Annotated in this window: 20 protein-coding genes; 11 read left to right on the plus strand and 9 right to left on the minus strand. The window is 68.3% G+C overall.

Features of this window, described 5'->3' with window-relative positions; all coding sequences use genetic code 11:
- Positions 1-5: 5 nt before the first annotated feature.
- The 4 genes from AB4Y91_RS12120 to AB4Y91_RS12135 all read left to right on the plus strand — a co-directional run bounded on the left by AB4Y91_RS12120 (position 6) and on the right by AB4Y91_RS12135 (position 3,266).
- Positions 6-791 (plus strand): sulfite exporter TauE/SafE family protein, encoded by a 786-nt coding sequence (locus AB4Y91_RS12120; protein ID WP_441418716.1) that lies wholly within the window; start codon positions 6-8, stop codon positions 789-791.
- Positions 792-798: 7 nt separating this feature from the next.
- Positions 799-1,608, plus strand: coding sequence for a TrmH family RNA methyltransferase (locus AB4Y91_RS12125; protein ID WP_441418717.1), 810 nt, complete (start codon positions 799-801; stop codon positions 1,606-1,608).
- Between the two features lie 184 nt (positions 1,609-1,792).
- On the plus strand, positions 1,793-2,050 hold the full coding sequence (locus AB4Y91_RS12130) for a type B 50S ribosomal protein L31 (RefSeq protein WP_056739465.1): 258 nt from the start codon (positions 1,793-1,795) through the stop codon (positions 2,048-2,050).
- Positions 2,051-2,162: 112 nt separating this feature from the next.
- Entirely contained in the window at positions 2,163-3,266 is a 1,104-nt protein-coding gene (locus AB4Y91_RS12135) for a lipoate--protein ligase family protein (RefSeq protein WP_441418718.1), read from the plus strand.
- 174 nt (positions 3,267-3,440) lie between these two features.
- Here AB4Y91_RS12135 and pepN read toward each other — a convergent pair whose 3' ends face one another.
- Entirely contained in the window at positions 3,441-6,047 is a 2,607-nt protein-coding gene (gene pepN, locus AB4Y91_RS12140) for an aminopeptidase N (protein WP_441418719.1), read from the minus strand.
- A gap of 67 nt (positions 6,048-6,114) precedes the next feature.
- Positions 6,115-7,140 (minus strand): YeiH family protein, encoded by a 1,026-nt coding sequence (locus tag AB4Y91_RS12145; protein ID WP_441418756.1) that lies wholly within the window; start codon positions 7,138-7,140, stop codon positions 6,115-6,117.
- Positions 7,141-7,293: 153 nt separating this feature from the next.
- On the opposite strand from AB4Y91_RS12145, the gene AB4Y91_RS12150 reads away from it, so the two are divergent.
- From AB4Y91_RS12150 to AB4Y91_RS12160, 3 genes are read left to right on the plus strand one after another with little or no spacing between them, the layout of a single operon-like run.
- Positions 7,294-8,889, plus strand: a complete 1,596-nt coding sequence (locus tag AB4Y91_RS12150; RefSeq protein WP_441418720.1) for a circularly permuted type 2 ATP-grasp protein — start codon at positions 7,294-7,296, stop codon at positions 8,887-8,889.
- Entirely contained in the window at positions 8,882-9,808 is a 927-nt protein-coding gene (locus AB4Y91_RS12155; RefSeq protein WP_175323354.1) for an alpha-E domain-containing protein, read from the plus strand. The genes AB4Y91_RS12150 and AB4Y91_RS12155 overlap by 8 nt, the downstream gene beginning before the upstream one ends.
- On the plus strand, positions 9,805-10,656 hold the full coding sequence (locus AB4Y91_RS12160; RefSeq protein ID WP_441418721.1) for a transglutaminase family protein: 852 nt from the start codon (positions 9,805-9,807) through the stop codon (positions 10,654-10,656). Before AB4Y91_RS12155 ends, AB4Y91_RS12160 begins: the two co-directional genes overlap by 4 nt.
- A gap of 29 nt (positions 10,657-10,685) precedes the next feature.
- On the opposite strand, the gene AB4Y91_RS12165 is transcribed toward AB4Y91_RS12160, so the two are convergent.
- Positions 10,686-11,171 (minus strand): pyridoxamine 5'-phosphate oxidase family protein, encoded by a 486-nt coding sequence (locus AB4Y91_RS12165; protein ID WP_441418722.1) that lies wholly within the window; start codon positions 11,169-11,171, stop codon positions 10,686-10,688.
- A 160-nt stretch (positions 11,172-11,331) separates the two neighbouring features.
- Between AB4Y91_RS12165 and AB4Y91_RS12170 the strand changes: the two genes are divergently transcribed.
- Entirely contained in the window at positions 11,332-13,029 is a 1,698-nt protein-coding gene (locus AB4Y91_RS12170; RefSeq protein WP_441418723.1) for a GAF domain-containing protein, read from the plus strand.
- 46 nt (positions 13,030-13,075) lie between these two features.
- Here AB4Y91_RS12170 and AB4Y91_RS12175 read toward each other — a convergent pair whose 3' ends face one another.
- The gene (locus AB4Y91_RS12175; RefSeq protein WP_441418724.1) at positions 13,076-13,810 is read right to left on the minus strand and encodes a response regulator; all 735 of its coding nucleotides are present in this window, start codon (positions 13,808-13,810) and stop codon (positions 13,076-13,078) included.
- Positions 13,811-14,173: 363 nt separating this feature from the next.
- On the opposite strand from AB4Y91_RS12175, the gene AB4Y91_RS12180 reads away from it, so the two are divergent.
- Positions 14,174-14,617: a universal stress protein gene (locus AB4Y91_RS12180; RefSeq protein WP_441418725.1), complete on the plus strand. Its 444-nt coding sequence runs from the start codon at positions 14,174-14,176 to the stop codon at positions 14,615-14,617.
- 43 nt (positions 14,618-14,660) lie between these two features.
- On the opposite strand, the gene AB4Y91_RS12185 is transcribed toward AB4Y91_RS12180, so the two are convergent.
- From AB4Y91_RS12185 to glgC, 3 genes are all read right to left on the minus strand, one after another.
- Complete coding sequence (locus tag AB4Y91_RS12185; RefSeq protein WP_441418726.1) at positions 14,661-15,128, minus strand: pyridoxamine 5'-phosphate oxidase family protein; 468 nt, start codon at positions 15,126-15,128, stop codon at positions 14,661-14,663.
- 123 nt (positions 15,129-15,251) lie between these two features.
- Positions 15,252-16,745, minus strand: coding sequence for an SDR family NAD(P)-dependent oxidoreductase (locus tag AB4Y91_RS12190; RefSeq protein ID WP_441418727.1), 1,494 nt, complete (start codon positions 16,743-16,745; stop codon positions 15,252-15,254).
- 99 nt (positions 16,746-16,844) lie between these two features.
- Complete coding sequence (gene glgC / locus AB4Y91_RS12195) at positions 16,845-18,263, minus strand: glucose-1-phosphate adenylyltransferase (protein WP_441418728.1); 1,419 nt, start codon at positions 18,261-18,263, stop codon at positions 16,845-16,847.
- 102 nt (positions 18,264-18,365) lie between these two features.
- Between glgC and glgA the strand changes: the two genes are divergently transcribed.
- Positions 18,366-19,565 (plus strand): glycogen synthase, encoded by a 1,200-nt coding sequence (gene glgA / locus AB4Y91_RS12200; protein WP_349627356.1) that lies wholly within the window; start codon positions 18,366-18,368, stop codon positions 19,563-19,565.
- Between the two features lie 99 nt (positions 19,566-19,664).
- On the opposite strand, the gene AB4Y91_RS12205 is transcribed toward glgA, so the two are convergent.
- Both AB4Y91_RS12205 and AB4Y91_RS12210 read right to left on the minus strand, forming a co-directional pair.
- Positions 19,665-21,824 (minus strand): acyl-CoA dehydrogenase family protein, encoded by a 2,160-nt coding sequence (locus AB4Y91_RS12205; RefSeq protein WP_441418729.1) that lies wholly within the window; start codon positions 21,822-21,824, stop codon positions 19,665-19,667.
- Between the two features lie 97 nt (positions 21,825-21,921).
- Entirely contained in the window at positions 21,922-22,662 is a 741-nt protein-coding gene (locus AB4Y91_RS12210) for a TetR/AcrR family transcriptional regulator (protein ID WP_441418730.1), read from the minus strand.
- A 62-nt stretch (positions 22,663-22,724) separates the two neighbouring features.
- Between AB4Y91_RS12210 and AB4Y91_RS12215 the strand changes: the two genes are divergently transcribed.
- A complete protein-coding gene (locus AB4Y91_RS12215) occupies positions 22,725-24,092 on the plus strand; it encodes an acetyl-CoA C-acetyltransferase (RefSeq protein WP_441418731.1) in 1,368 nt (455 codons plus the stop codon).
- Positions 24,093-24,097: the final 5 nt, after the last annotated feature.

Genomic DNA, 24,097 nt, shown 5'->3' on the forward strand with positions numbered 1-24,097 from the left:
AGCGCGTGGAGTTCCTCAGTAGCGTCTTCATCTTCTTCGCCGGCCTCTGGGCCGGAACCATCAACAGCGTGGTGGGCTCGGGCACCCTGGTGACTTTTCCGGTGCTGATCGCCCTCGGCTTCGCCCCGGTGACCGCCTCGATCAGCAACGCCATGGGCCTTGTGGCCGGCAGCGCGGCCGGTGCTTGGGGCTACCGCAAGGAGCTGGCAGGGCGGCGGAACCAGCTGCTCCGGCTGCTGCCCGCCTCACTGCTGGGCGGCATCACCGGCGCCTACTTGCTGCTGCACCTGCCGGAAATGGTGTTCCACTACGCCGCGCCCGCGCTGATCGTGGTGGCCCTGCTGATGGTGGTGTTCCAGCCCAGGCTGCAACGCTGGGTGCAGAACCGGGAAGAAAACCCGGAGCACGCCATCCGCGACAAACGGCACGGGATCCTGCTGGTGGTCCTGGTCTACCTCGCCGGTGTCTACGGCGGATACTTCGTGGCGGCGCAGGGCATCCTGCTGGTCGGCATCCTCGGGGTGTTCATGGCCGGAACCATGCAGAACGCCAACGCCATGAAGAACATCCTGGTCCTCGGCGTGAACCTCGTCGCCGCGGCATCCTACCTGCTCTTCGCCTTCGACCGGATCAGCTGGCCCGCCGTCGGGCTGATCGCCGTCAGTTCGCTGATCGGCGGCCTGGTCGGTTCCAAGGTGGGCCGCCGCCTGTCGCCGCCGGTGCTGCGCGGCGTGATCTTCATCCTGGGAACCGTGGCCCTGGGCTTCATGATCGCCAAACTGGTGAATTGACCGGCGCATGAGCTTCCACTACCTCGAATCCGCCGACGACCCCCGGGTCGCCGACTACACCCAGCTCACCGACGTGCACCTGCGCAAGCTCCGCGAACCCGCCGAGGGCATGTACATTGCGGAGTCCTCCCGGGTGCTGCGCCGCGCCCTCGCCGCCGGGCACCGGCCGCGTTCTTTCTTCCTTGCGGAGAAGTGGATCCAGGACCTCGCCGATGTCTTTGAGGAGTATCCGGACGTCCCGGCCTACATCGGCTCGGCCGCGCTCCTGGAGGAGATCACCGGCTTCCACCTGCACCGGGGCGCGATGGCAGCCATGCACCGTCCGGCGCCCGTGCCGCTGCCCCACCTGCTCGCCGGTGCCCGCCGGATCGCGGTCCTCGAGGACATTGTGGACCACACGAATGTCGGCGCGATCTTCCGGTCCGCGGCCGCCCTGGGGCTTGACGCCGTGCTGGTCTCCCCGCGCTGTGGCGACCCCCTCTACCGGCGCAGCGTGCGCGTGAGCATGGGAACCGTTTTCCAGGTCCCGTGGGCCCGGCTCGACACGTGGCCGGGGGAGCTGGCGGTGCTCAAGGAACACGGCTTCCTGGTCGCCGCGATGGAGCTGACCCCGGACGCGGTGGACGTCGATGTGCTCGCGGCCCGGAACCCCGAACGGCTGGCCCTGGTGCTTGGCACCGAGGGCGCCGGGATGAGTGAGGAGACCCTGGCCGCCGTCGATCTGGCCGTGAAGATCCCGATGCGCCCCGGCGTCGATTCGCTCAACGTCGCCGCGGCCTCCGCCGTCGCGTTCTGGGAACTGCGGCCCCGCGACTGACACTCCGCGGCCGCCCGCCGGTCGGTTCGGAGATCCTCCGCGGCCGCCCGCGGGCCGGTTCGTCCAGTCGGGGGATCTGGGCTATTATTGGTAGCTGGCCGTGCTGCGCCTTCCGGCGCCGAGCAGCCATCCCACTCATACCTGGCAGCTGGCAAAATCCAGTTGCGTGAACAAAGGTCCAATTATGCAGTCTGATATCCACCCGAAGTACGAAGCTGTTGTTTTCAACGACCTGGCTTCCGGCGTCAAGTTCCTGACCAAGTCCACCGTGTCTTCCTCGAAGACCATCGAGTGGGAAGACGGAAACACCTACCCGGTCATCGACGTCGAAATCTCCTCCGAGTCCCACCCGTTCTACACGGGCAAGCAGCGCATCATGGACTCTGCAGGCCGCGTCGAGCGCTTCAACGCTCGCTTCAAGGGCTTCGGCGGCAAGAAGTAACTTTCTTCACTCCAAAGTCTTTTGGAAAAGCCCGCACCGGCAACGGTGCGGGCTTTTTGCGTCCCGGCCGCTTTGCGTACCCGGGCCCTGGCCGCGTGGCAGGATTAAGGGTATGACTTCCTTCCCTTCGCCCGCAGCGTCCGCCACCGAGGACGACGGCGGCCGCCGCCACGGCGAGTACAAGGTTCCCGGCGGCAAACTGGTGGTGGCCGATCTCGACGTCGTCGACGGGGTCCTGGCCCACGTCTCGATCAGCGGGGACTTCTTCCTGGAACCCGACGAGGCGCTCTTGGAGATCAACCGCAGCCTCACCGGCCTGCCCGAGGATGCCAGCGCGGCCGACCTTGCCGCGGCGGTCAAGGCCGCGCTGCCCGAGGACGCTGTGCTCTTCGGTTTCTCCGCCGAGGCGATCGCCATTACGGTCCGCCGGGCCCTGGCCAAGGCCACGGGCTGGGCCGACCACCACTGGAACATCATCGGCCCGTCCGTGCTGCCCACCCACGTGAACGTGGCCCTGGACGAGGTCCTCACCGAGGAGGTCGGCGCCGGCCGCCGCAACCCGACGCTGCGGTTCTGGGACTGGGAGGAGCCGTCTGTGGTGATCGGCAGCTTCCAGTCCGTCCGCAACGAGGTCCACCCCGACGGCGTGAGCAGGCACGGCATCAGTGTGGTCCGCCGGATCAGCGGCGGGGGCGCCATGTTCATGGAGGCCGGTAACTGCATCACCTACTCGCTCTACCTGCCGCAGACGCTCGTGGACGGCATCAGCTTCGCCGACTCCTACGGTTTCCTGGACGCGTGGGTCATGGCGGCCCTGGAAAAGGTCGGCATCAGCGCGTTCTACGTGCCGCTGAACGACATCGCCACCGAGCAGGGCAAGATCGGCGGCGCCGCACAGAAGCGCCTCGCCAACGGCGGCATGCTGCACCACGTCACCATGAGCTACGACATCGACGCCGACAAGATGGTCGAGGTGCTCCGGATCGGCAAGGAGAAACTCTCGGACAAGGGCACGACGAGCGCAAAGAAACGCGTCGACCCGCTGCGCCGGCAGACCGGACTGGCCCGCGCCGAGATTGTCGCCGCCATGATGGAGGTTTTCACCGAGCGGTACGGCGCGACGCCGGCGGAACTCACCGAGGCCGAACTCGACGCTGCCCGGCAGCGGGTGGAGACCAAGTTCGGCACCACGGAGTGGCTACACCGGGTCCCGTAGCGTCCCCACTATCGCGCTGGCTGCTCCGCAGCAGTCCTCCGTACACACCCCCAGCGGCCGTTTGCCTCCGATGGGCGCCCGGGCGGGCGACGTCCTTGGTCGATTCGCCACCAATGGCCGCTATGCCCACGCGTATAGCGGCCATTCGCGTCAGATGGGCGCCCCGGGCGGTTCCTAGCCCGCGGCCTGCGCCGTGAGTGCCCGCAGCAACTGACTGCGCTGTTCGATGATGATCCGTCGCAACGCGCGGGGTGCGTCCGTATGTTCGGCGAGCCACTTGTCCGTCCGGACGATCACCGGGTGCTCCTCCGGAGGCAGGTCCGGGGTCAGGTCCTGGCCGGCCGGGTAGAGGCCGCGAACGATCCGGCTGGCGATCTCGATGCTGCGGTCCGCCCAGACCCGCTCGAGGCACTCGAAGTAGGGTTCGACGTAGCCGGCCAGCAGGCCGGCCGGCGCGGTGTTGAAGCCCGCGATGGTGGCACTGAGCAACTGGTTGGACAGTGCGGTGCCGTGCACGGCGGCGTCCCAGGCGGCATCCTTGACCGAGGGCTCAGGCCGGGCCGCTAGGGCGGTGGCGTGCCCGGACTTGCCCGAGGCGGTGTTGTCGCGGGCCAGTTCGGCGTCCAGCTGCGCCGGGTCCGCCTGGCCGTTGGCCGCGAGGGCGTGCCAGAGGTTCCAGCGGAGCTCCGCATCGACGGAGAGGCCCTCGATGACAGTGCTGCCGTCCAGCAAGCCCTTCGCCAGGTCCAGCCGTCCGGCGTCGAAGCGGCTCGTGGCGGCGAGCGTGCGTGCCCAGGCCAGCTGGTGGTCGGAGCCGGGTGCTGCCTTCTCCAGTTCGGCGGCGGCGACGTCCAGGAAGGCGCTGCGGACGGCGTTCCGCCCGGCCGCGGGAACGTAGCGTTCGATCGCCGTTCCGGCGTTGCCGAGGACATTCAGGAGCACGCCGATGCCGGCCTCGAAGGCGCCGAAGCGCTGCACTGCCTCCACGTAGCGGGCCGCGGGCGTGACGGCGTCCCGGGCGGAATCCCACAACGCGGTCCAGCACAGTGCCCGTGCCATCGGATCGCTGATCGTCCCCAGGGAACTGCGCACGGTGGCCTCGGAGTGCGGGTCCAGCCGGACCTTGGCGTAGCTGAGGTCCTCATCGTTGACCAGCAGCAGCGCCGGTCGCGCCTTGCCGGCGAGCTGGCTTACCAGGGTGAGTTCGCCGTCGACGTCGGTCTCCACGCTGTCGGTGCGCACCAGGGCGCCGGCGGCATCGGGGTTGTAGAGGCCGATCCGCAGCCGGTGCGGCCGCGGCTCCTGCCGGCCGGTGATCGGGTCCTCCGCGTGCTGGTGCAGGGACACGGTGGCCAGGACGCCATCGTGCTCCTCGATCTCGGAGGTGAGGGTCGAGATGCCGGAGGTCTGCAGCCACTGCCGGGCCCAGGTGGCGAGGTCGCGGCCGCACGCGGCGCTGAGCGCGGCCAGCAGGTCCTCCAGCGTGGTGTTGCCGTAGGCGTGGTCGCGGAAGTACTGGCGCGATCCGGCGATGAACGCCTCGAAGCCCACGTAGGCGACCAATTGCTTGAGCACCGAGGCGCCCTTGGCATAGGTGATGCCGTCGAAGTTCTGCTTGGCGGCCTCAAGGTCCGGGATGTCCGCGACGATCGGGTGCGTGGTGGGCAGCTGGTCCTGGACGTAGGCCCAGGCCTTGCGGTTGTTGGCGAAGTTCACCCAGGCGGTTCCCCAGTCCGTGGTGCGGTCCACGCCGAGGGTCCCCATGTAGTCCGCGAAGGATTCCTTGAGCCACAGATCGTCCCACCACTGCATCGTGACCAGGTCGCCGAACCACATGTGCGCCATTTCGTGCAGCAGGGTGTTGGCCCGGCCCTGGTACTGCGAGTCGGCCGCCCGGGAGGTGAACACATAGCTTTCCGTGAACGTCACCAGGCCGGGGTTCTCCATGGCGCCCAGGTTGTACTCGGGCACGAAGGCCTGCTCGTACTTCCCCCAGGGGTACGGGTAGTCGAAGAGTTCGTTGAAGAAGTCCAGGCCATTCCTGGTCAGCCGGAACAGTTCCGCCGCGTCGAAAGACTGCGCCATGGAGGCCCGGCAGTAGAGGGCCAGCGGCACGTCCAGCACGGTGCCGTCCGAGAGGGTCCCGTGCCAGGTGTCCTCGGCCTTGAAGTAGGGGCCAGCGAGCACCGTGGTGATGTAGGTGGACATCGGCTTGGTGGGGGCGAAGTCCCAGCGGCTTGTCGCCGGATCACTGGTCAGCTGGGTACGGAGGGCTTCGACGCCGTTCGAGGACACCTGCCATTCGGACGGGGCCATCACGTGGAAGGTGAACTCGGCCTTGAGGTCGGGCTGTTCGAAGTTCGCGAACACGCGCCGCGCGTCCGCGGGCTCGTACTGGGTGTAGAGGTAGCACTGGCCGTCGGCGGGATCGAAGAAACGGTGCATACCCTCGCCGGAGGTGCTGAACAGGGCGGTGCCGGTGACAGTGACTTGGTTTTCGGCCTGCAGATTGTCCAGCCGGATCCTCGAGCCGTCCACCACGTCCGCCACCGGCAGGCCCTTGCCGTTGAGGAAGACGCTGTGCACCTTGCTGCTGATGAAGTCCAGGAAGGTGGAGGCGCCGGGCTCGCTGGCGGAGAAGTTGATGACGCTGCGGCTGGTATAGCCCGCGACCATGGGGTCCGCCGCCTGCCGGACGTCAAGGGACACGTCGTAGCTGTGGGTGGTGATCAGGGCTGAGCGGGCGGCCGCTTCGTCACGGCGCAGGTTCTGGTTCGACACTCCGCTATCTAATCACGAGCGGTGCCGCTGCACAGCCGGGGTCAGCGCCCGGTATCAGTGCCCGGTATCAGCGCCCGGGGATGAGGACGACGGCGGCGCCCAGGCCCAGCGCGGCGATCAGCAGCCACGAGGCCAGGGCGGCCAGCAGGGCACGGGTTCCGGTGCGCAGCAGGTGCCGCACCCGCACGGCCGAACCAAGTCCGAACAGCGCCATGCCCAGCAGCAGGTCCTGCAGCACGGCGGCCGCCCCGAGCGCCGCGGGGGAGAGCCAGCCGGCGGACCGCAGGGCCGCCATGGCGATGAACCCCACCACGAACAGCGGGACGACCGGCGGGAGCTTCCCGCCGTCGTCGGATCCAATCCGGTGGTGGATGCCCGCCGCGGCGACCATGGGCGCGAGCAGCAGTACCCGGGTGAGTTTGACGATCACGGCGACGGCGAGAGCCGAAGCCCCGGCGGTCTGCGCGGTGGCGACCACCTGCCCGACGTCGTGCACCGAAGCGCCGGCCCACGCCCCGAAAGCTTCCGGGCCCAGTCCCAACGGGCCGATCAGGAGCGGCAGGACGCCGATGGCTAGCGTGCCGCAAAGCGTGACCAGCGCGATTGGGAGCACGGTGTCAGCCTGCCGGATGCGGCGCACCGCGGCCATCGCACCGATCGCGGAGGCGCCGCAGATGGCGAACCCGGTCGCGATCAGCAGCGACACCGGCGGCGGGAGCCGGAAGAGCCGGCCGATGCCGTAGGTGCCGGCGAAGGCCGCCAGCACCACCCCGGTGATCAGCAGCAGCGCGGGCCAGCCCAGGCCCAGGACATCCACCACGCTGACCTTGAGCCCCAGCACCACGATGCCGCTGCGCATCAGGTGCTTCCCGGCGAAGTCCAGCCCGGGCCGGCCGGAGCCGGCGCTCCAGCCGGACACACCGGGCAGGTTCGCGGCCAGCAGTCCCAGCACCACCGCCACCGTCATGGCCGGCAGTGCGGGCAGCGCCAGGTGGACGGCGAGGGCTGTGACGACGGCGGCGGCGCAGGCGAGCAGGCCCGGCAGCAACGGCTGCAGCCGGCCCGGGCGCCGCTGCAGGAAGGCGGGTCGGATAAGTGGCACGCACCCAACCTTGCCGTAATTTGCGGACAAACATCGAAGCGCGACACGGAACCGCTCCAAAGCCGGACGCCGGTGTGAGCCGCAACACGCCCCACCGGATGCGCCGAAATGATTTCGTAACGAAAAGGTGGTTGGCTAGTGGGCATGTCTGACCTTTTCCAGGATTACTCCGAGGCCGCCGGCCGCAGCGGCGCCTACGACGAGATGTTTACCCCGGACCAGCAGGCCCGGCGCTCCTACGGGCAGGTGGCCGGGGCGCTGCAGGAGCTCTCGCTGGCCGACGTCACCGCCCGCGCCGACTCGATGGCACGGACCTTCCTGGACCGCGGCGTCACCTTCGACTTCGCGGGGGAGGAGCGGCCGTTCCCGCTGGACATCGTGCCCCGGGTAATCCCGGCCGACGAGTGGTCTGTCCTGGAACGCGGGGTGGCCCAGCGCGTCCGGGCCCTCGAAGCCTTCCTGAACGACGTCTACGACAAGATGACGGTCGTCGCCGACGGCGTCATCCCGCGGCAGCTCGTCACCACCAGCGCCCACTTCCACCGCCAGGTCCACGGTTTCGAACCGGCAGGCGGCGTGCGCGTGCACATTTCCGGCATCGACGTCGTCCGCGACGCGGCCGGAACGTTCCGCGTTCTGGAAGACAACGTGCGCGTCCCGTCCGGAGTCAGCTACGTCCTGGAGAACCGCCGCGCCATGGCCAAGGGCCTGCCGGAAGCGTTCGGCCAGCAGCTCATCCGCCCGGTGGAGGAATACCCGCGCCGGCTGCTCTCCGCGCTGCGCAAGACCGCGCCGTCCGGCGTCGACGATCCCACCGTCGTGGTCCTGACCCCCGGCGTGTTCAACAGCGCCTACTTCGAGCACACCCTGCTGGCCGGCCTGATGGGCGTCGAGCTCGTCGAGGGCCGGGACCTGATCTGCCGCGGCAACCGGGTGTACATGCGCACCACCGCCGGCGAACAACGGGTGGACGTGATCTACAAGCGGATCGACGACGAGTTCCTGGACCCGCTGCAGTTCCGCTCCGACTCCATGCTTGGCTGCCCCGGGCTGGTCAATGCCGCCCGCGCTGGCGGCGTCACGATCGCCAACGCGGTGGGCAACGGCGTCGCGGACGACAAGCTGGTCTACAGCTACGTGCCGGACCTGATCCGGTATTACCTCAGCGAAGAACCCGTGATCGCCAACGTGGACACCTTCCGGCTTGAGGAGAAGGAAGCCCGCGAGCACGTGCTGGACCGGCTCGACGAGCTGGTGGTCAAGCCGGTCGACGGATCTGGCGGCAAGGGCCTGGTCATCGGCCCCGACGCGTCCAAGGACGAGCTCGAGGCCCTGCGCAAGCGCATCATCGCCGACCCGCGCGGCTGGATCGCGCAGCCGGTGCTGCAGCTCTCCACCGTGCCCACGCTCAGCGGCGACAAGTTCGGCCCGCGGCACGTGGACCTGCGCCCCTTCGCGGTCAACGACGGCGACGACGTCTGGGTCCTGCCCGGCGGCCTCACCCGGGTGGCGCTCAAGGAGGGGTCCCTGATCGTGAACTCCAGCCAGGGCGGCGGTTCCAAGGACACCTGGGTGCTGGCGGACTCCCCGCAGGTCCCGGTCGAGGTCATCCCGCGGCCGGCCATTGCGGTCCGCGAGCGGGTCTCGGTCTGGCCGGTGGAGAGCAACTGGCGTGACAGCCAGAAGGAACAACAACAGCAGCAGATGTCCGACGCGCGGGAGGTAGCCGAGAATGCTTAGCCGTATTGCCGAGTCACTGTTTTGGATCGGCCGCTATGTGGAACGCGCGGACGGCACCGCACGGATCCTGGACGTCCACCTCGAACGGCTGAACCACCTGCCGATGGAGGAACAGCGCAGCGTCGCGCAGGAACTCCTCGCCGTCATGGGCGCCCGGCCGCAGTCCGAGGACTTCGGCCTGGACGAGCTGCTGCATGCTTTGGCCTACGACAAGCACAGCGCCACCTCGATCGCCGGTTCTCTGGGGGCCGCGCGTGAGAACGCCCGGCGCGCCCGGGAAACCGTGTCCTCCGGTCTCTGGGAGAGCCTGAACACCACCTACTACGGGCTGAACCAGCACCGCAAGGACGTGGTGGGCACCTACCGCTTCTGCAACTGGGTGTTGGAACGCACCGCGATGGTCAGCGGCCTTGCGGACACCACGGTCAGCCACGACGAAAGCTGGCTGTTCCTGGTCCTGGGACGCTCGCTGGAGCGGGCCGACATGACCGCGCGGATGCTCTCGACCCGGGATGTGCTCTCGGCCGGGATGTCCTGGGTCAACATGCTCCGCTGCGCCGGCGCGTACGAATCCTTTTTGCGGACCCGCCGGGCCGCCTTCGGCGATCAGCACGCGGCCGAGTTCCTGCTGCTGGACCGGCTGTTCCCGCGGTCCATCGTTTACGCCCTGCGCGACGCCGACGATTGCCTCGCCAAGCTGGACCCCTCGGCGCAGCGCGTCGGCTTCATCAATGACGCCCGACGGATCGTGGGCCAGGCCCGGACCTTCCTTGAGTTCCATCGCACCGACGACCTGATGTCAGAGCTGCCGGAGCACATGGAGCGCGTGCAGAAGGCCGTCTCGCAGGCCTCGGACGCCATTTCCCGTAAGTACTTCAATCAGGCAGACGAACTGGCCTGGGTGGGAGAAGTTTCATGACCCGGCTCAGCATCACGCACAAGACCGCGTACAAGTACAACAAGCGGGTCACGCTCTCCTACAACGAGGCCCGGATGACGCCGCTGACGGACCCGCAGCAGGTGGTGCTGGAGTCCTCCATGAAGGTCTCGCCGTCGCAGGCGGCGCTCAGCAGCTACCGCGACTACTGGGGCACCCGCGTGACGGCCTTCGACATGCAGATGCCGCACGACCACCTCGAGGTCCTCTCCACCACCACGGTGGAGGTTCACCGCGTCGAGCGGATCCCGGCCGAGGCGGACATCGTCGGCTGGGACGTGCTCTCTTCGCCCGAAACGCTCAACCAGTTCAGCGACTGGATCCCGCAGTCGCAGCTGACCGGCCCCGGCGCCGAGGTGCTCGCGATCGTCCCCGGCGTCGTCGAGGGGCGCAACCCGCATGAGGCCGCCATGGCCGTGTTCGAATGGATGCGCGGCGAGATGAGCTACATGAAGGGCTCCACCGGCGTCACCACGAACGCCGAGGAGGCCTGGACTCAGCGCCAGGGCGTCTGCCAGGACCTCGCCCACTTGGCCATCGGGGCGTTGCGCAGCTGCGGAATCCCGGCCCGGTACGTCTCCGGTTACCTGCACCCGCGTTCGACGGCGGATCTCGGCGAGACGGTCGCCGGGCAGTCGCATGCCTGGCTGGAATGGTGGGACGGGGAATGGCGCAGCTGGGACCCGACAAACCACAAACCTGCCGGGGACTTCCATGTCACGGTGGCGCGCGGCCGCGACTACCGCGACGTACCGCCGCTCAAGGGCATCCTGTCCGGCGGCGGAGGGTCCGCCCTGTCAGTGACGGTGGAAATCACCCGGCTGGCCTAAGCCGCTTTCCGGCCGTCCGCGGTTGGGGGTTATTCGAAGCCCGAGCGGGTGGCGTCGTCCAGCGGCGTCCACCACGTCAGCGGCGGCACAATCTTGAAACGCCTGCCGGTGATCGAGTCCGGAGTGATGCGGACGAAGTGGTCCTTCTTGCCGGCCTGCCACGGGAAGAGCAGCAGGCCCACCGTATCCAGGATCTCCTCCGTGTTCTTCACCGCGGCGGCCTGGCCCTTGATCACCACGCTCCAGGCGATGCCCCTGTCCGCATCGACGCCGTCGGCCTCCACTGCTACCGGAGTGTCGCCGGTCGCGGCCTGCAGCTTCGTGCCCTCCGCGGTGCGGAAAACGAGGGTTCCGTGGTCCACCTTGTAGTTGATCGGGAAGATGTCCGGATGGTCGTCCACCCACACGGCCATCCGGCCCACGGTCACGCTGCGCAGCAGCCGCCAGCACTCGTGGTTGTCCAGGTTTTCGACTTCATGGGGCTGGCCTGCGGCCGGTTTCGGATCGGTGCTCATGGCGCCGAGCCTACGTCAGCCGGCGACAATCGGGCTAGGGCATAACGGCCCGGCGGCGTAATAATCCCCGAGCTTTTAGGGTCCGATCGGAAGGTATCAGGGTATTCTGGCAACACGTCATCGGCGCGGATGTACGTCGTGAGGATTGGGGCCAATGTAGATGCATTCACCTAATAACAGCCCGGAGATCGTGAATTCCGGCAACCCCCGGATCGAGGACCTGCTCAAGGACTTCGTGTCCCGCGCCGGAGAGCTGCTCCAGTCCCAGGAGCGCATGGCGGGCCTGCTCGAAGCCGTCGTCGCCGTGGCCGAGGATCTCAGCCTGGACGCCGTCCTGGAACGCGTGGTGCAGTCCTCCTGCCGCCTCCTGCACGCCCGCTACGGCGCCCTCGGCGTGATCGGCGATGACCACGCCCTGAGCCACTTCATCACCGTTGGAATCGACGGCGAGCTCGCGCAGCAGATCGGACCTTTGCCGACCGGGCACGGGGTGCTGGGCCTACTGATAAGCGATCCCCGGCCGTTACGGCTGCAGGACCTGCGCAAACATCCGGAGGCTTACGGATTCCCGAAGCACCACCCGCCCATGCAGTCCTTCCTCGGCGTGCCGGTCCGGGTCCGGGACACCGTGTTCGGCAATCTCTACCTGACGGAGAAGGAAGGCGGCGGGGACTTCACCGCGGAGGATGAGGCGCTTGCGGTGGCGCTGGCCGCCGCAGCGGGCGTCGCGATCGAGAACGCCAAACTCTACGACGACTCCCGGCGACGTGCCCGCTGGCTGGAAGCGTGCATGGATGTGTCCGGGCTGATGCTCGCCAGCGACCGGGACTACTCCGCGGGCGGCCTCGACCCGATCGCGGCGCGGGCGCTGCAGGAGTCGGATTCGGCGCTGGCGCTGATTGTGGCTCCCGCCGTGTCCGGGCCCGGGTTCATCGTGGCGGGCGCCGCGGGGGAGCGGGCCAAGGACTTCTCCGGCACGTCGCTCTGCCTCGACTCGCCCGAGCTGCAGGACGTGCTCTCCGGCGGCGAGCCGGTCATGCTTGACCACGCCGGCGGGGTTTTTAACGGGGTCGACGGCGGCGGCCTGGGTCCGCTGCTCGCGGTGGCCCTCAGCACGCAGGGCGCCCACCACGGCCTCCTGCTGCTGGCCCGCAACCCGGAGTCGCTGCGCTACGCCCGTACCGACGTCGAGATGGGCGCTGTTTTCGGCTCGCACGTGGCACTCGCCCTCGAACTCGCCCGCGTGCACCGGCTCCGCGAGGAACTGCTGGTGTTTACGGACCGGGACCGGATCGCCCGGGACCTGCACGATCTCGTGATCCAGCGGCTTTTCGCGGCCGGCCTGAGCGTGCAGAGCCTGACGCGGTTCACCAAGGACGAACTCGCAACCGAGCGGATCCGCAATATCACCGGCGAACTGGACGAAGCGATCCGCAGCCTGCGCGACACGATTTACTCGCTCAAGAGCAGCAGCGGCGAAACGGAACTGCTCAGCGGAAGGATCCGTCGGGTGACCCGAAGCTCCGCCAAGTCCATGCCCTTCACGCCCCGGCTGACGCTGACCGGCCCGGTGGACGCCGTCACGCCGGACAAGGCGGACAACGTCGTGGCTGTGGTTTCCGAAGGGCTGAGCAACGCCATCCGGCATTCCGGTGCGGACGCTATCTCGGTGTCGGTAGCCGTCATCAAGGGCCAGGTCACGGTGGTCATCACGGACAACGGTTCCGGCTTCAATGACAGCCAGGAGCGCAACGGCCTGGCCAATCTGGAAGATCGGGCGCGGATGCTGGACGGCCAGTGCACCATCACGACGGCGCCGGACGCCGGAACCAGCGTCGAATGGTCCGTCCCGCTCTAGCCGGCGTGCCCGGCTTCGGCCCGGCGGGCAGGTCGGGCAGGCACCCTCAGTGGATGCTGTGTCGCCGGCCGGCGTCGGCCTCGGTGCCGTTGGCGGGCGTTCCCGCGCCGGCCGGGCTGGCGATGAACACCGCCGCCTGGGTGCGGCGCTCGAAGCCCAGTTTGGCCAGCAGGGATGAGACGTAGTTCTTGACGGTCTTTTCGGCCAGGAACATCTCTGCCGCGATCTGGCGGTTCGTGAGCCCGCCGCCGACCAACTCCAGCACCCTGCGTTCCTGCGGCGTGAGGGAAGCGGTCCGGGGATCAACTTCTTCGGTTTCCACCAGGCTTTCAACGATCCCGGCGGCCACGCCGTCCTCGAAGAGGGATTCGCCCGAGGCGGCGCGGCGCAGGGCGCCGATCAGGTCGGTTCCGCCGATCTCCTTCAGGACGTAGCCTGAGGCTCCGGCGAGGACGGCGCCGCGAAGGGCCTGTTCGTCGTCGAAGCTGGTGAGGATGATGCAGTTGAGCGAGGGGTCGACGGAACGAACGTCGCGGCAGACCTCGATCCCGGTCCCGTCGGGCAGCCGGGCATCCAGAACGCAAACGTCCGGGTGCAGCGCTGGAATCCGCCGCGTCGCCTCCACGGCTGATCCCGAACTGCCGACGACCAGGAATCCCTCGCCCTCCAGGAGTTCCTGGAGGCCCCGGCGGACCAGCTCGTGGTCGTCGAGGATGAACACGCGGATCACGGCCGGGTGGCCCTCGGTTGCAGTGAGACCGGCATCTGCCCAGGCAATCATGTTTCTCCCGTCCGGGCGCTGTCGCTGCCACCGGTCCCACGGAGCTCCCCAGCTCGCGTTGCAGGTCCGTGGCGGAGCGCGCCCGTCCAACTTGTGCGGGACCCTGCTTGCTGATCCCTTAATTGCGGTGAAGTCGTACCTTCCATTGTGGGCTTTGGACGCCCCCAATGGTCGCGAAGCGGGAATATTTCTTCGCCGCGCACTGAAAGTCTGCGGCCGGTGCGTTGCCCCGGACAAGGGCCGTTCGGCCCACGACGCCGGGCCGGCTGGGCCCGCCGCCGTGACTTTCGGCCCTAGCCTGCGGACCCGGACGCCGGAATCCTTGGAGCTACGTGCCATGGGGGCACCACGAAGGGACCAGTCATGAGCGAGGCTACGGGCATCCGGACCATCGTGGTCGGAGTCGACGGATCGGACGCTTCGGTGGAGGCCCTGCGGCAGGCGCAACGGCTGGCGGTCCCGCTGTCGGCCAACATCGTGGCACTGGCCTGCTGGGACGTTCCGCCGGTCTACGACGGTTACGTCGCCATGGGAATCAACGATTTCGACGTGCGGGCGGGTGAAATCCTGCAGGAGACCGTGGTGAAGGCCTTCGGCGAAGCCACCCCCGCCAATGTGGAAACGCGGCTGGTGCAGGGGCACCCGCGCAAAGTGCTCCTCGATGAGAGCCGCGCCGCGGACCTGCTGGTGCTGGGCCGGCGCGGGCACGGCGGCTTCGGCGGCCTGCTGCTCGGCTCGGTGAGCTCCGCCCTCGTGGCGCACGCGCACTGCCCCGTACTGGTGGTGCACACACCGGAAAAGCGTTAGCCGGGGCTGACAGGGGGCCCGGGGCGGCCGCGTCCGTCCGGGTCTATTCGAAAGAGGCCCGCCGCGGGTCCGCCAGCCGGGTGTGCCAGACATCCGGGTTGTTGACCTTGAAGCGGCGTCCGGTGAGGGCCTTGGGCGCCAGCCGCACGTAGTAGTTCTTTTCACCGGGCTGCCAGGGCTCCAGGAGCAAGTCGTCCACCGCGTCCTTGTCCGCTTGGTCTTCGATCAGTTCGGCTTCGCCGCGGGCGACGACGCTCCAGGCTGTCTGCTCGTGCGAGTCGTAGCCGTCGATCTCAAAGGCAACCGGTTTGGCCGTGATGGCGCCCCACAGCTTGGTGCCACCGGCCGTGCGGAACACGATCGAGCGGCGCTGCAGGACGAAGTTCACCGGAAATACCTCCGGGTGGCCGTCGACGATCAGGGCAATCCGCCCGACAACTTCGCTGTCGAGCAGCACCCAGCACTGGTCGATGGACAGCTGGAAATTGGGCGGAGGCGTCGTCGTATTCACAGCTCCACGTTACGGACAGGCCGGGCAGCCCATCAGGGCCATAAGGCCCGTGGCGCCGGGACGGACGGCCCGCTTGACTACGGCCCGCTTGTCCACGGCACACCGGACCCGGCGGCCCCGGTCCTACCAGGGGCTGGGCTTGTAGTCCTTCAGGAAAACGCCGTACTGGTCCTCGCCGGACTCGCCCATGACGATCGGGTCGTAGACCCGCGCGGCGCCGTCGACGAGGTCCAGCGGCGCATGGAAGCCTTCCTCCATCAGCCGGACCTTCGTGTAGTGCGGCCGCTCGTCGGTGATCCAGCCGGTATCGACGGCGGTCATCAGGATGCCGTCGGAATCGAGCATTTCCTTGGCGCTGGTCCGCGTCATCATGTTCAACGCGGCCTTGGCCATGTTGGTGTGCGGGTGTCCGGGTCCCTTGTAGGCGCGGGAGAACTGGCCCTCCATGGCGCTGACGTTCACGATGTACTTGCGCCGTGCGGTGGAGCGCCTCATCGCCCCGCGCAGCCGGCTTACCAGCAGGAACGGCGCGGTGACGTTGCAGAGCTGCACTTCAAGCATCTCCAGCGGATCCACCTCGTCCACCACCTGGGTCCAGCTGTTGATGCTGGCGAGGTCCGGAACCAGGCCGCCGGCGTCGATCGCGGTGCCGGAGGCGATCCGCTCGAGCGAGGCGGAGCCGGTGGACAGCGCCAGCGAGGTGATGGCGTCGCCGGCCAGCACGGGATGGTCCAGGACCGAGCTGGCCAGGGCCAGCGGGTGCTTGTCGTGGGCGTGGCCGAAGGTGACCAGCTCGGGGCCGCCGTTGGCTGCCTGCAGCTCCGCGGGCAGGGCTTCGTCCTCGGCGTCGACCAGCGGCTTGTATGCGTTGCCCGAGCGCCGGACCGTCTGGGCGGCGTTGTTGATGATGATGTCCAGCGGGCCCGCGGCGTCGAGGGAGTCCGTCAGGGCCATCACCTGCGAGGGATCACGCAGGTCGATGCCGACGATCCGCAACCGGTGCAGCCAGTCGGCGCTGTCCTCCATAGCGGCGAAGCGCCGGGCGGCGTCCTTCGGGAAGCGCGTGGTGATGGTGGTGTGGGCGCCGTCGCGGAGCAGCCGGAGGGCAATGTACATGCCGATCTTGGCCCGTCCTCCGGTCAGCAGCGCACGCCGGCCGCTCAGGTCCGTCCGGGCATCGCGCTTGCTGTGGTTGAAGAGGGCGCACTCGGGACACAGCTGGTGGTAGAACGCATCCACCTGCGTGTAGTGCTGCTTGCAGATGTAGCAGGGCCGGGACCTGATCAGGTGGCCCGCAACCTCGCCGGTGGCCGAGGTCGCCAGCTTGTTGCCGCGGGTCTCGTCATCGATCCGGTCCGGTGCGGCGGTCGCGGTCTGGGCGATGACGGCACGGTCCGCCTCGGCGATGAGGTCCCGCTTCGTGCTCCGGCGGTGCCGCTTGACCGCTTTGAACATCTTCCCGGTCGCGCGGCGGATCGAAACGTAGTCCGGGTGTTCCTCGTCGTAAACGTGGATGCTGTTCAGCACCTTGAGGCAGGCGGCGATTTCCGCGGGGGTCAACTCAGCCGGGGCCGGTGAATCGCTGGCCGGCACGGGGGGCAGATCGGGAGAGCTCATTGGGCTAATTTTACAGCCTGCAACGGCCCCGACCCGACGCCGCAGATTGCCGGCCCGGAACCCGGGCCGCCAACCGGCGGCCCGGCTCAGGCCCGCGGCTTAGTACGCCTTGGTGGAGGACTTCCCGGGAGGCTCGACGCCGACGGCGGCGGCGTGCACCTCGCCGACCTTTTCCACGGACTCGCGGCCGGCCGGCCAGTTCTCGGTGGCGGTCTTCACGGCATCCGGCACGAGGTACAGGTTGGCCGCGGAGAGGGAACGTTCGGCGTCGCCGGGCTCGGGAACTTCCTGGCCCTTGGACAGGACCGTGATGCCGGAGTCGGTGACCTTGAACCCGCGCGCCCGGTCCAGTTCGGGATCCAGGCCGATCGCGGCACCGGCCGGGATCCGGACGTTCTTATCGACGATGGCACGCTTGACCACTGCGCCCGCCCCGACCTGGACCTTGTCCATCAGCACCGAGTCAAGGACCCGGCTGGCCGTGCCGACGTAGACGTCGTTGGAGAGCACCGAGCCTTCCACGATGCCGCCGGAGATAACGACGCCGCTGGCCACGATCGAGTCCAACGCCGTGCCCACGGTGCCGCCCTCGCCGCGGACGAACTTGGCCGGCGGCGAGATGCTCTGGCGCGTGTAAATCGGCCATTCCGAGTTGTACAAGTTGAACACCGGCACGGGGGAGATCAGGTCCATGTGGGCGTCGTAGAACGAATCGATGGTGCCGACGTCGCGCCAGTAGGTGCGGTCACGCTCGGTGGAGCCGGGGATGTCGTTGAGGGTGAAGTCGTACACCCCCGCCTCGCCCTGGTCGACGAAGTAGGGAATGATGTCCCCGCCCATGTCGTGCTTGGTGTCGAGCCGCTCGGCGTCGACGTGCAGCGCCTCGACGAGGGCGTCGGCGTTGAAAACGTAGTTGCCCATGGATGCCAGGAACTGCGTGGGGTCCGCGGCGAGCCCGGGCGTGGAGGACGGCTTCTCCACGAAGGCCGCGATCTTCTCCGGGTTCTCCTGGTCAACCTCGATCACGCCGAACTGGTCGGCCATGTGCAGCGGCTGCCGGACGGCCGCCACCGTCGCCTTCGCGCCGCTGGCAACGTGCTGCTCGACCATCTGCGCGAAATCCATGCGGTACACGTGGTCCGCGCCGACCACGACGACGATGTCGGGGTTGGCGTCGTGGATCAGGTTGAGGGACTGGTAGATGGCGTTGGCGCTGCCCAGGAACCAGCTCTTGCCGACGCGCTGCTGGGCGGGTACGGAGGCGATGTAGTTGCCGAGCTGGGTGGACATGCGCCACGTTTCGGAAATATGCCGGTCAAGGCTGTGGGATTTGTATTGCGTCAGGACGACAATCTGCAAATACCGGGAATTCACCAGGTTGGAAAGGGCGAAATCAATGAGCCGGTAACTTCCGGCGAAGGGAACGGCCGGCTTGGCCCGGTCGGCCGTCAACGGCATCAGCCTATTTCCCTCGCCACCTGCGAGGACAATGGCCAAGACTTTCTTTTGCTGCGGCATGTGATCGCTCCTGAACGCCTTCGTTGCTCCCCAAAAACCGTCCGGTGTGCCCGGACCTCTTCACACTAGAACAGATCAGCCGGAAGGACTACCTTGGGGTTTGTGCGAATAGACATTGTGACCAAGGAATTCCCGCCCGAAATCTATGGGGGCGCCGGCGTCCACGTGGCCGAACTCAGCCGTGTGCTGGCCCAGAGGGTGGATCTGCAGGTGCGGGCCTTCGGTGCCCCGCGCACTCCGGACTACCACGGGGCCACCGTAACGTCCTATGCCGTGCCGGAGGACCTGGCCGGCGCCAACGCCGCGGTGCAGACCCTCGGCGTGGACCTGAGGATCGTCCCGGACATCGCCGGCGCGGACCTCGTGCATTCGCACACCTGGTACGCCAACATGGCCGGGCACATCGCCTCGCTGCTGCACGGCATCCCGCACGTGCTCAGCGCCCACAGCCTGGAACCGCTGCGGCCCTGGAAAGCCGAACAGCTCGGCGGCGGCTATGCCCTGTCATCCTGGGTGGAGAAGACCGCCTACGAGTCCGCCGCGGCGATCATCGCCGTGTCCGAAGGGATGCGTCAGGACATTCTGCGCAGCTACCCGGAGGTGGACCCGGCGAAGGTCCGAGTGGTCCACAACGGCATCGACGTCAGCCTCTGGAACCGCGACGAAGACGAGGACGTGGTCCGCGCCCTGGGCATCGACCCGGAGCGGCCGAGCGTCGTCTTCGTGGGGCGCAACACCCGCCAGAAGGGCGTCCCGTACCTGCTCCGGGCCGCTGCGAAGCTTCCCGCCGACGTCCAGCTGGTGCTGTGCCTCGGCGCCGCGGACACGCCGGAACTCGCCGCGGAGACTGCCCGCCTGATCGAGGAACTGCAGGGCCAGCGCAGCGGCGTGATCCTCGTGGAGCGGATGCTTCCGCGCCGCGAGCTGATCCAGGTCCTCAGCCACGCCACCGCGTTCGCCTGCCCGTCCATCTACGAACCGCTCGGGATCGTGAACCTGGAGGCGATGGCCTGCGGCGCCGCGGTGGTGGCCAGCGCCACGGGCGGCATCCCGGAAGTTGTGCAGCACGGCGAGACGGGACTCTTGGTGCAGCTTGAGCAGGTCACCGACGGCACCGGCACCCCGCTCGATCCGGAGAAGTTCGTTACGGAGTTTGCCGCGGCCCTGACCGAGGTGGTCTCCGACCCGGCGCGCGCCCGCGCGATGGGCCAGGCCGGCCGCCGCCGGGCCGAGGAGCACTTCTCCTGGGAATCCATCACCGAAACCACCCTTGAGGTCTACCGCTCGGTTCTTCCGCAGTAGCGACGCAGCACGACGACGGCGCCCCCCGGATAAGGGGGCGGCGCCGTCGTCGTGCCGTGCCTTTTTTAAGCTCGGTTGCTTTCTTAGCGGCGCTGTTGCCTAGCCGCGCCGCGCCTTGCCGGAAGCGGCCTTCCCGGATTTGGCCTTCGCCTCGCGCGCCGTGCGGGCCAGCAGGATCTTCTCGTCAACCGGGGCGTGGCCGCTGGCACGCTGCTGGCGGAAGAACTCCCGGGCCTCGTCCTGGCGGGTCTTCTCCGCCCCGGTGGCGATAGCTGCGCGGAGGTGCTCCGGGCCGAAACCGAAAGCGTCCACCAGGTCCAGGGCATGCGGGCGGATCTTCACGAGCAGCCGGTTGATGTACTCGCCCACGGTGCGGGCGCGCTGCATCGAGAGACGGCCGTTCATCAGATACCAGGACAGGTTCTTCTCGATCAGGGACAGTCCGAAGAGGTCGCGCAGCCAGGTCAGGACCGCCTTCGTGCCGGGGTCGGCGACCTTGCCCAGCGCCTCGGTGAAGGCCTCCCACTGCAGCAGTTCGGCGTGCGCCTGGGCCGCCTCGATGAGCTCGTTCTGGTGGCTGTTGAACAGCGCGGCGGCCTGCTGCTGCGGCAGCTTGTTCGCGCCCTTGAGCGCCGATCCAACCTCGGCCACCATGGCCTGGACGCGCTCGGTCAACAGGGCCCGCTGGCCTGCCTCGTCCTTGATCGCACTGGCGGCCTTCTGCACCGAGCCGGAGTCCGCCATGAACTGGGCGACGCCGCGCAGGCCGGTCCGGTGGATGGCGGCGCCGGTGGCCTGCCCGACGACGTAGCGCGCCAGCACGCCGAAGTCCACGTTGCGGAATTCCTTGGCGTAGTCCGCCAGCAGGCGCTTCGCGACCAGCTGCAGCAGCACGGTGTTGTCGCCCTCGAAGGTGGCGTAGACATCGAGGTCGGCGCGCAGCGAAGCGAACCGGTTCTCGATCAGGAAGCCGGCGCCGCCGCAGGCTTCGCGGCACTCCTGCAGGGTGTCGAGGGCGTGCCAGGTGCTGAGCGGCTTGAGCGCGGCGGCCAGGGTCTCGAGGTCCTGGCGGTCCTCGTCGGTGTCGTTCCGGCCGGAGAACACGTCGTCGAACTTCTGCAGCAGCTGTTCGCTGGCGAAGCTGGCGGCATAGGTGGTGGCGAGCCGGGTGAACAGCCGTCGCTGGTGCCGCTGGTAGTCCAGCAGGACCTCCTCGTCTGTGGCGGAGGAGGCGTTGAACTGGCGCCGTTCGGAGGCGTACTGGATGGCGGTCTTGAGGGCCAGCTTGGACGCGGTCACGGCGGCGCCGTCGAGGGACACGCGGCCCTGGACCAGGGTGCCGAGCATCGTGAAGAAGCGGCGGCCCGGGCTGGCGATCGGCGAGGTGTAGGTGCCGTCGGCGTCGACGTTCCCGTAGCGGTTGAGCAGGTTCGTCCGGGGGATCCTGACCTGGGTGAAGTGCAGCCGGCCGTTGTCGATGCCGTTCAGGCCGCCCTTGACGCCGTCGTCCTCGCCGCCGATGCCGGGCAGGAACTCCTTGGTCTCCGGGTCACGTAGGTCCATGTAGAACGCGTGCACGCCGTGGTTGACGCCGTTGGTGATCAGCTGCGCGAAGACGACGGCGGCCAGGCCGTCGATGGCGGCGTTGCCGATGTAGTCCTTCCAGGCCGCGCGGAAGGGCGTGTGCACCACGAACTCGCCGGTGGCGGCGTCGTAGGTGGCGGTGGTGGCGATACTGGCGACGTCCGAGCCGTGGCCGGTCTCGGTCATGGCGAAGCAGCCGGGGATGTCCAGGCTCATGATGCCCGGCAGCCACTTCTGGTGGTGTTCCTCGGTGCCGAGGTGGTTCACCGCGGAGCCGAAGAGGCCCCACTGCACGCCGGCCTTGATCTGCAGCGAGGGGTCGGCAATGACGAGTTCCTGGAAGCCGGCGACATTGCCGCCGTGTTCGTCCGCACCGCCTACCTCCGCAGGGAAGGCCCGGTGCACGGCGCCGTTCTCCACCAGGATCTTGAGCTGGCCGAAGACCCGCTGGCGGTGTTCGGTGTGGGTGAGCCCCTCGGTCTTGTGCAGTTCCGGGCGGCCGGCCAGGTCCCGGGCCTGCCGGCGGACCGCGGCCCACTTGCCCAGCAGCTGTTCGCCGAGGGCGGCGACGTCGACGGCGGGGGCACCGGCAGCGGAAGCTGCGGCGGGCGAGGTCCGGGGCGCGGGGGCCGGGGAGGTGGGGTGGCCCGCGGGGCGGTCGGCTAGTTCAGTCATGTCGATTCCTTCGTTGGCACTGACATTGCGGTTCTGGTCGTTGGTGGTTCTGGTCTTTGGTGCTCTGGCAGTTGGTCGTGTTGGAGCTGGTACGCGGCTACGGGGCCGGCGGATCTTGGAGTTCGGGTGCGATGCCGAAGCAGAGCCAGTCGGTGATCTGGCGGGCCATCGCTTCCTGGCCGGGTTTGGCGGGGGAGTCCGGGCTGGCGAGCCACTGCTCCCCGGCGTTCCGGACCAGCCCGATCGCGGCGTTGGGCCAGTAGCCGATCACGGCTTCCTTACCGGCGACAGCACGCAGTTGGCTCCGCATGGGCAACGCGATCATCTCGCTGATCGACGCGAAGAAATGGCCTAGCGCCACGGCCGCGGCGATCGAACCGTTGTGGCTCTCCGCCTCGCCGGGCGCGTAGCGGGTGACGAAGGTGTAGACGTTCGGGCTGGTCTCGGCCATCTGCAGGTAGGCGGACACCATGGCGTAGAGCCCTTCGCGCGGGGTCTGGGCGCTCTGCGCGGCCTCCTGGATGCGCCGCTGCATCTGGCTCAGGACCACTTCGCCCACGGCCTGCTGGAGGCCGGCCTTGTCTCCGAAGTAGCGGTAAAAGACGGATTTGGACGTTCCGGCCGCTGCAGCGATGTCCTCCATCGAGGCTTCGCTGCCCAGGGCGTGGACCGCCTTCCGTGCGGACTTGATCAGCTCCCGTCGCCGTTCCTCTCGGTGGGATTGCCAGCGGGAGGCCCGGCCATCGACTGGGCTCCCCGAGGCGTCGCCGGGGTTGCTGCGCGCAGCACTGATGCCGGCACTGACCGGTCCGGGGGGTTCCGCCTGCAGGATGTTCACGATACCCAGCGTATCAGGTACGCTGGGTATCAGTAATCCGCTTTGATCAAAGGAGAGAGCACATGCCTGAAAACGGAACATCCGCGACCGGACCGAAGGACACCACGCCGGGCGCAGGATCAGCCGCAGCGCCGCAACTCCGCAAAGCCGTTGTGGTCGGCGGCAACCGCATCCCGTTCGCCCGCACCGGCGGCGCCTACACCAAGTCCTCCAACCAGGACATGCTGACCGCCGCGCTGGACGGACTGATCGCACGTTTCGGCCTGCAGGACGAGCGGATCGGCGAGGTTGCCGCCGGCGCCGTGCTCAAGCACTCCCGCGACTTCAACCTCACCCGCGAAGCGGTACTCGGTTCCGCGCTCTCCGCCGAAACCCCCGCGTACGACCTGCAGCAGGCCTGCGCCACCGGCCTCGAAACCGTCCTGGGTCTCGCCAATAAGATCAAGCTGGGCCAGATCGACTCCGCCATCGCCGGCGGCGTCGACTCCGCCTCTGACGCGCCCATCGCCGTGAGCGAGGGCCTGCGTGAAATCCTGCTCGACCTGAACCGCGCCAAGACCCTGCCGCAGCGGCTGCAGGTGCTGAGCCGGCTCCGGCCGAAGGACCTGACCCCGGATGCCCCGAACACCGGGGAGCCCCGGACCGGGCTGTCCATGGGCGAGCACCAGGCGCTCACCACGGCGCAGTGGAAGATCACCCGCGAAGCCCAGGACGAGCTGGCCTACAACAGCCACCGCAACCTGGCCGCCGCTTACGACGCCGGCTTCTTCGAGGAACTCCTGACCCCGTACCGCGGGCTCAGCAAGGACTCCAACCTGCGGCCCGACACCACGCTCGAAAAGCTCGCGGGCCTCAAGCCGGTCTTCGGCAAGAACCTGGGAGCCGAAGCAACGATGACAGCCGGCAACTCCACCCCGCTCACCGACGGCGCCTCCACCGTGCTGCTCGCCTCGGAGGAATGGGCCGACGCGCACGACCTGCCCAAGCTGGCCACGGTACTCGACGGCGAGGCGGCCGCCGTCGACTTCGTCCACGGCAAGGACGGCCTGCTGATGGCTCCCGCGTTCGCTGTCCCGCGGCTGCTGGCCCGCCAAGGCCTGGGCTTCGAGGACATCGACTTCTTCGAAATCCACGAGGCCTTCGCCGGCACTGTGCTGAGCACCCTCGCCGCATGGGAGGACGAGGAATTCTGCCGCACCCGGCTCGGCCTCGACGGCGCCCTGGGCAGCGTCGACCGCGCCAAGCTCAACGTCAACGGTTCCTCGCTCGCCGCCGGGCACCCGTTCGCCGCGACCGGCGGCCGCATCGTCGCCTCGCTGGCGAAGATGCTGCATGACAAGGGACAGGTCGGCGGCCGCCCGGCGCGCGGGCTCATCTCCATCTGCGCCGCCGGCGGCCAGGGCGTCGTCGCTATTCTCGAAGCACACTAGGGGGA

Source organism: Arthrobacter sp. YAF16 (assembly GCF_052113385.1).
Classification (GTDB): domain Bacteria; phylum Actinomycetota; class Actinomycetes; order Actinomycetales; family Micrococcaceae; genus Arthrobacter.

Coding starts and splice junctions, on each gene's coding strand:
- AB4Y91_RS12180 (WP_441418725.1), top strand. CDS start 14,174: ATGAGCGAGGCTACGGGCATCCGGACCATCGTGGTCGGAGTCGACGGA.
- AB4Y91_RS12215 (WP_441418731.1), top strand. CDS start 22,725: ATGCCTGAAAACGGAACATCCGCGACCGGACCGAAGGACACCACGCCG.
- AB4Y91_RS12160 (WP_441418721.1), top strand. CDS start 9,805: ATGACCCGGCTCAGCATCACGCACAAGACCGCGTACAAGTACAACAAG.
- AB4Y91_RS12155 (WP_175323354.1), top strand. CDS start 8,882: ATGCTTAGCCGTATTGCCGAGTCACTGTTTTGGATCGGCCGCTATGTG.
- AB4Y91_RS12170 (WP_441418723.1), top strand. CDS start 11,332: ATGCATTCACCTAATAACAGCCCGGAGATCGTGAATTCCGGCAACCCC.
- AB4Y91_RS12130 (WP_056739465.1), top strand. CDS start 1,793: ATGCAGTCTGATATCCACCCGAAGTACGAAGCTGTTGTTTTCAACGAC.
- AB4Y91_RS12135 (WP_441418718.1), top strand. CDS start 2,163: ATGACTTCCTTCCCTTCGCCCGCAGCGTCCGCCACCGAGGACGACGGC.
- AB4Y91_RS12125 (WP_441418717.1), top strand. CDS start 799: ATGAGCTTCCACTACCTCGAATCCGCCGACGACCCCCGGGTCGCCGAC.
- AB4Y91_RS12175 (WP_441418724.1), bottom strand. CDS start 13,810: ATGATTGCCTGGGCAGATGCCGGTCTCACTGCAACCGAGGGCCACCCG.
- AB4Y91_RS12205 (WP_441418729.1), bottom strand. CDS start 21,824: ATGACTGAACTAGCCGACCGCCCCGCGGGCCACCCCACCTCCCCGGCC.
- AB4Y91_RS12150 (WP_441418720.1), top strand. CDS start 7,294: ATGTCTGACCTTTTCCAGGATTACTCCGAGGCCGCCGGCCGCAGCGGC.
- AB4Y91_RS12165 (WP_441418722.1), bottom strand. CDS start 11,171: ATGAGCACCGATCCGAAACCGGCCGCAGGCCAGCCCCATGAAGTCGAA.
- glgC (WP_441418728.1), bottom strand. CDS start 18,263: ATGCCGCAGCAAAAGAAAGTCTTGGCCATTGTCCTCGCAGGTGGCGAG.
- AB4Y91_RS12190 (WP_441418727.1), bottom strand. CDS start 16,745: ATGAGCTCTCCCGATCTGCCCCCCGTGCCGGCCAGCGATTCACCGGCC.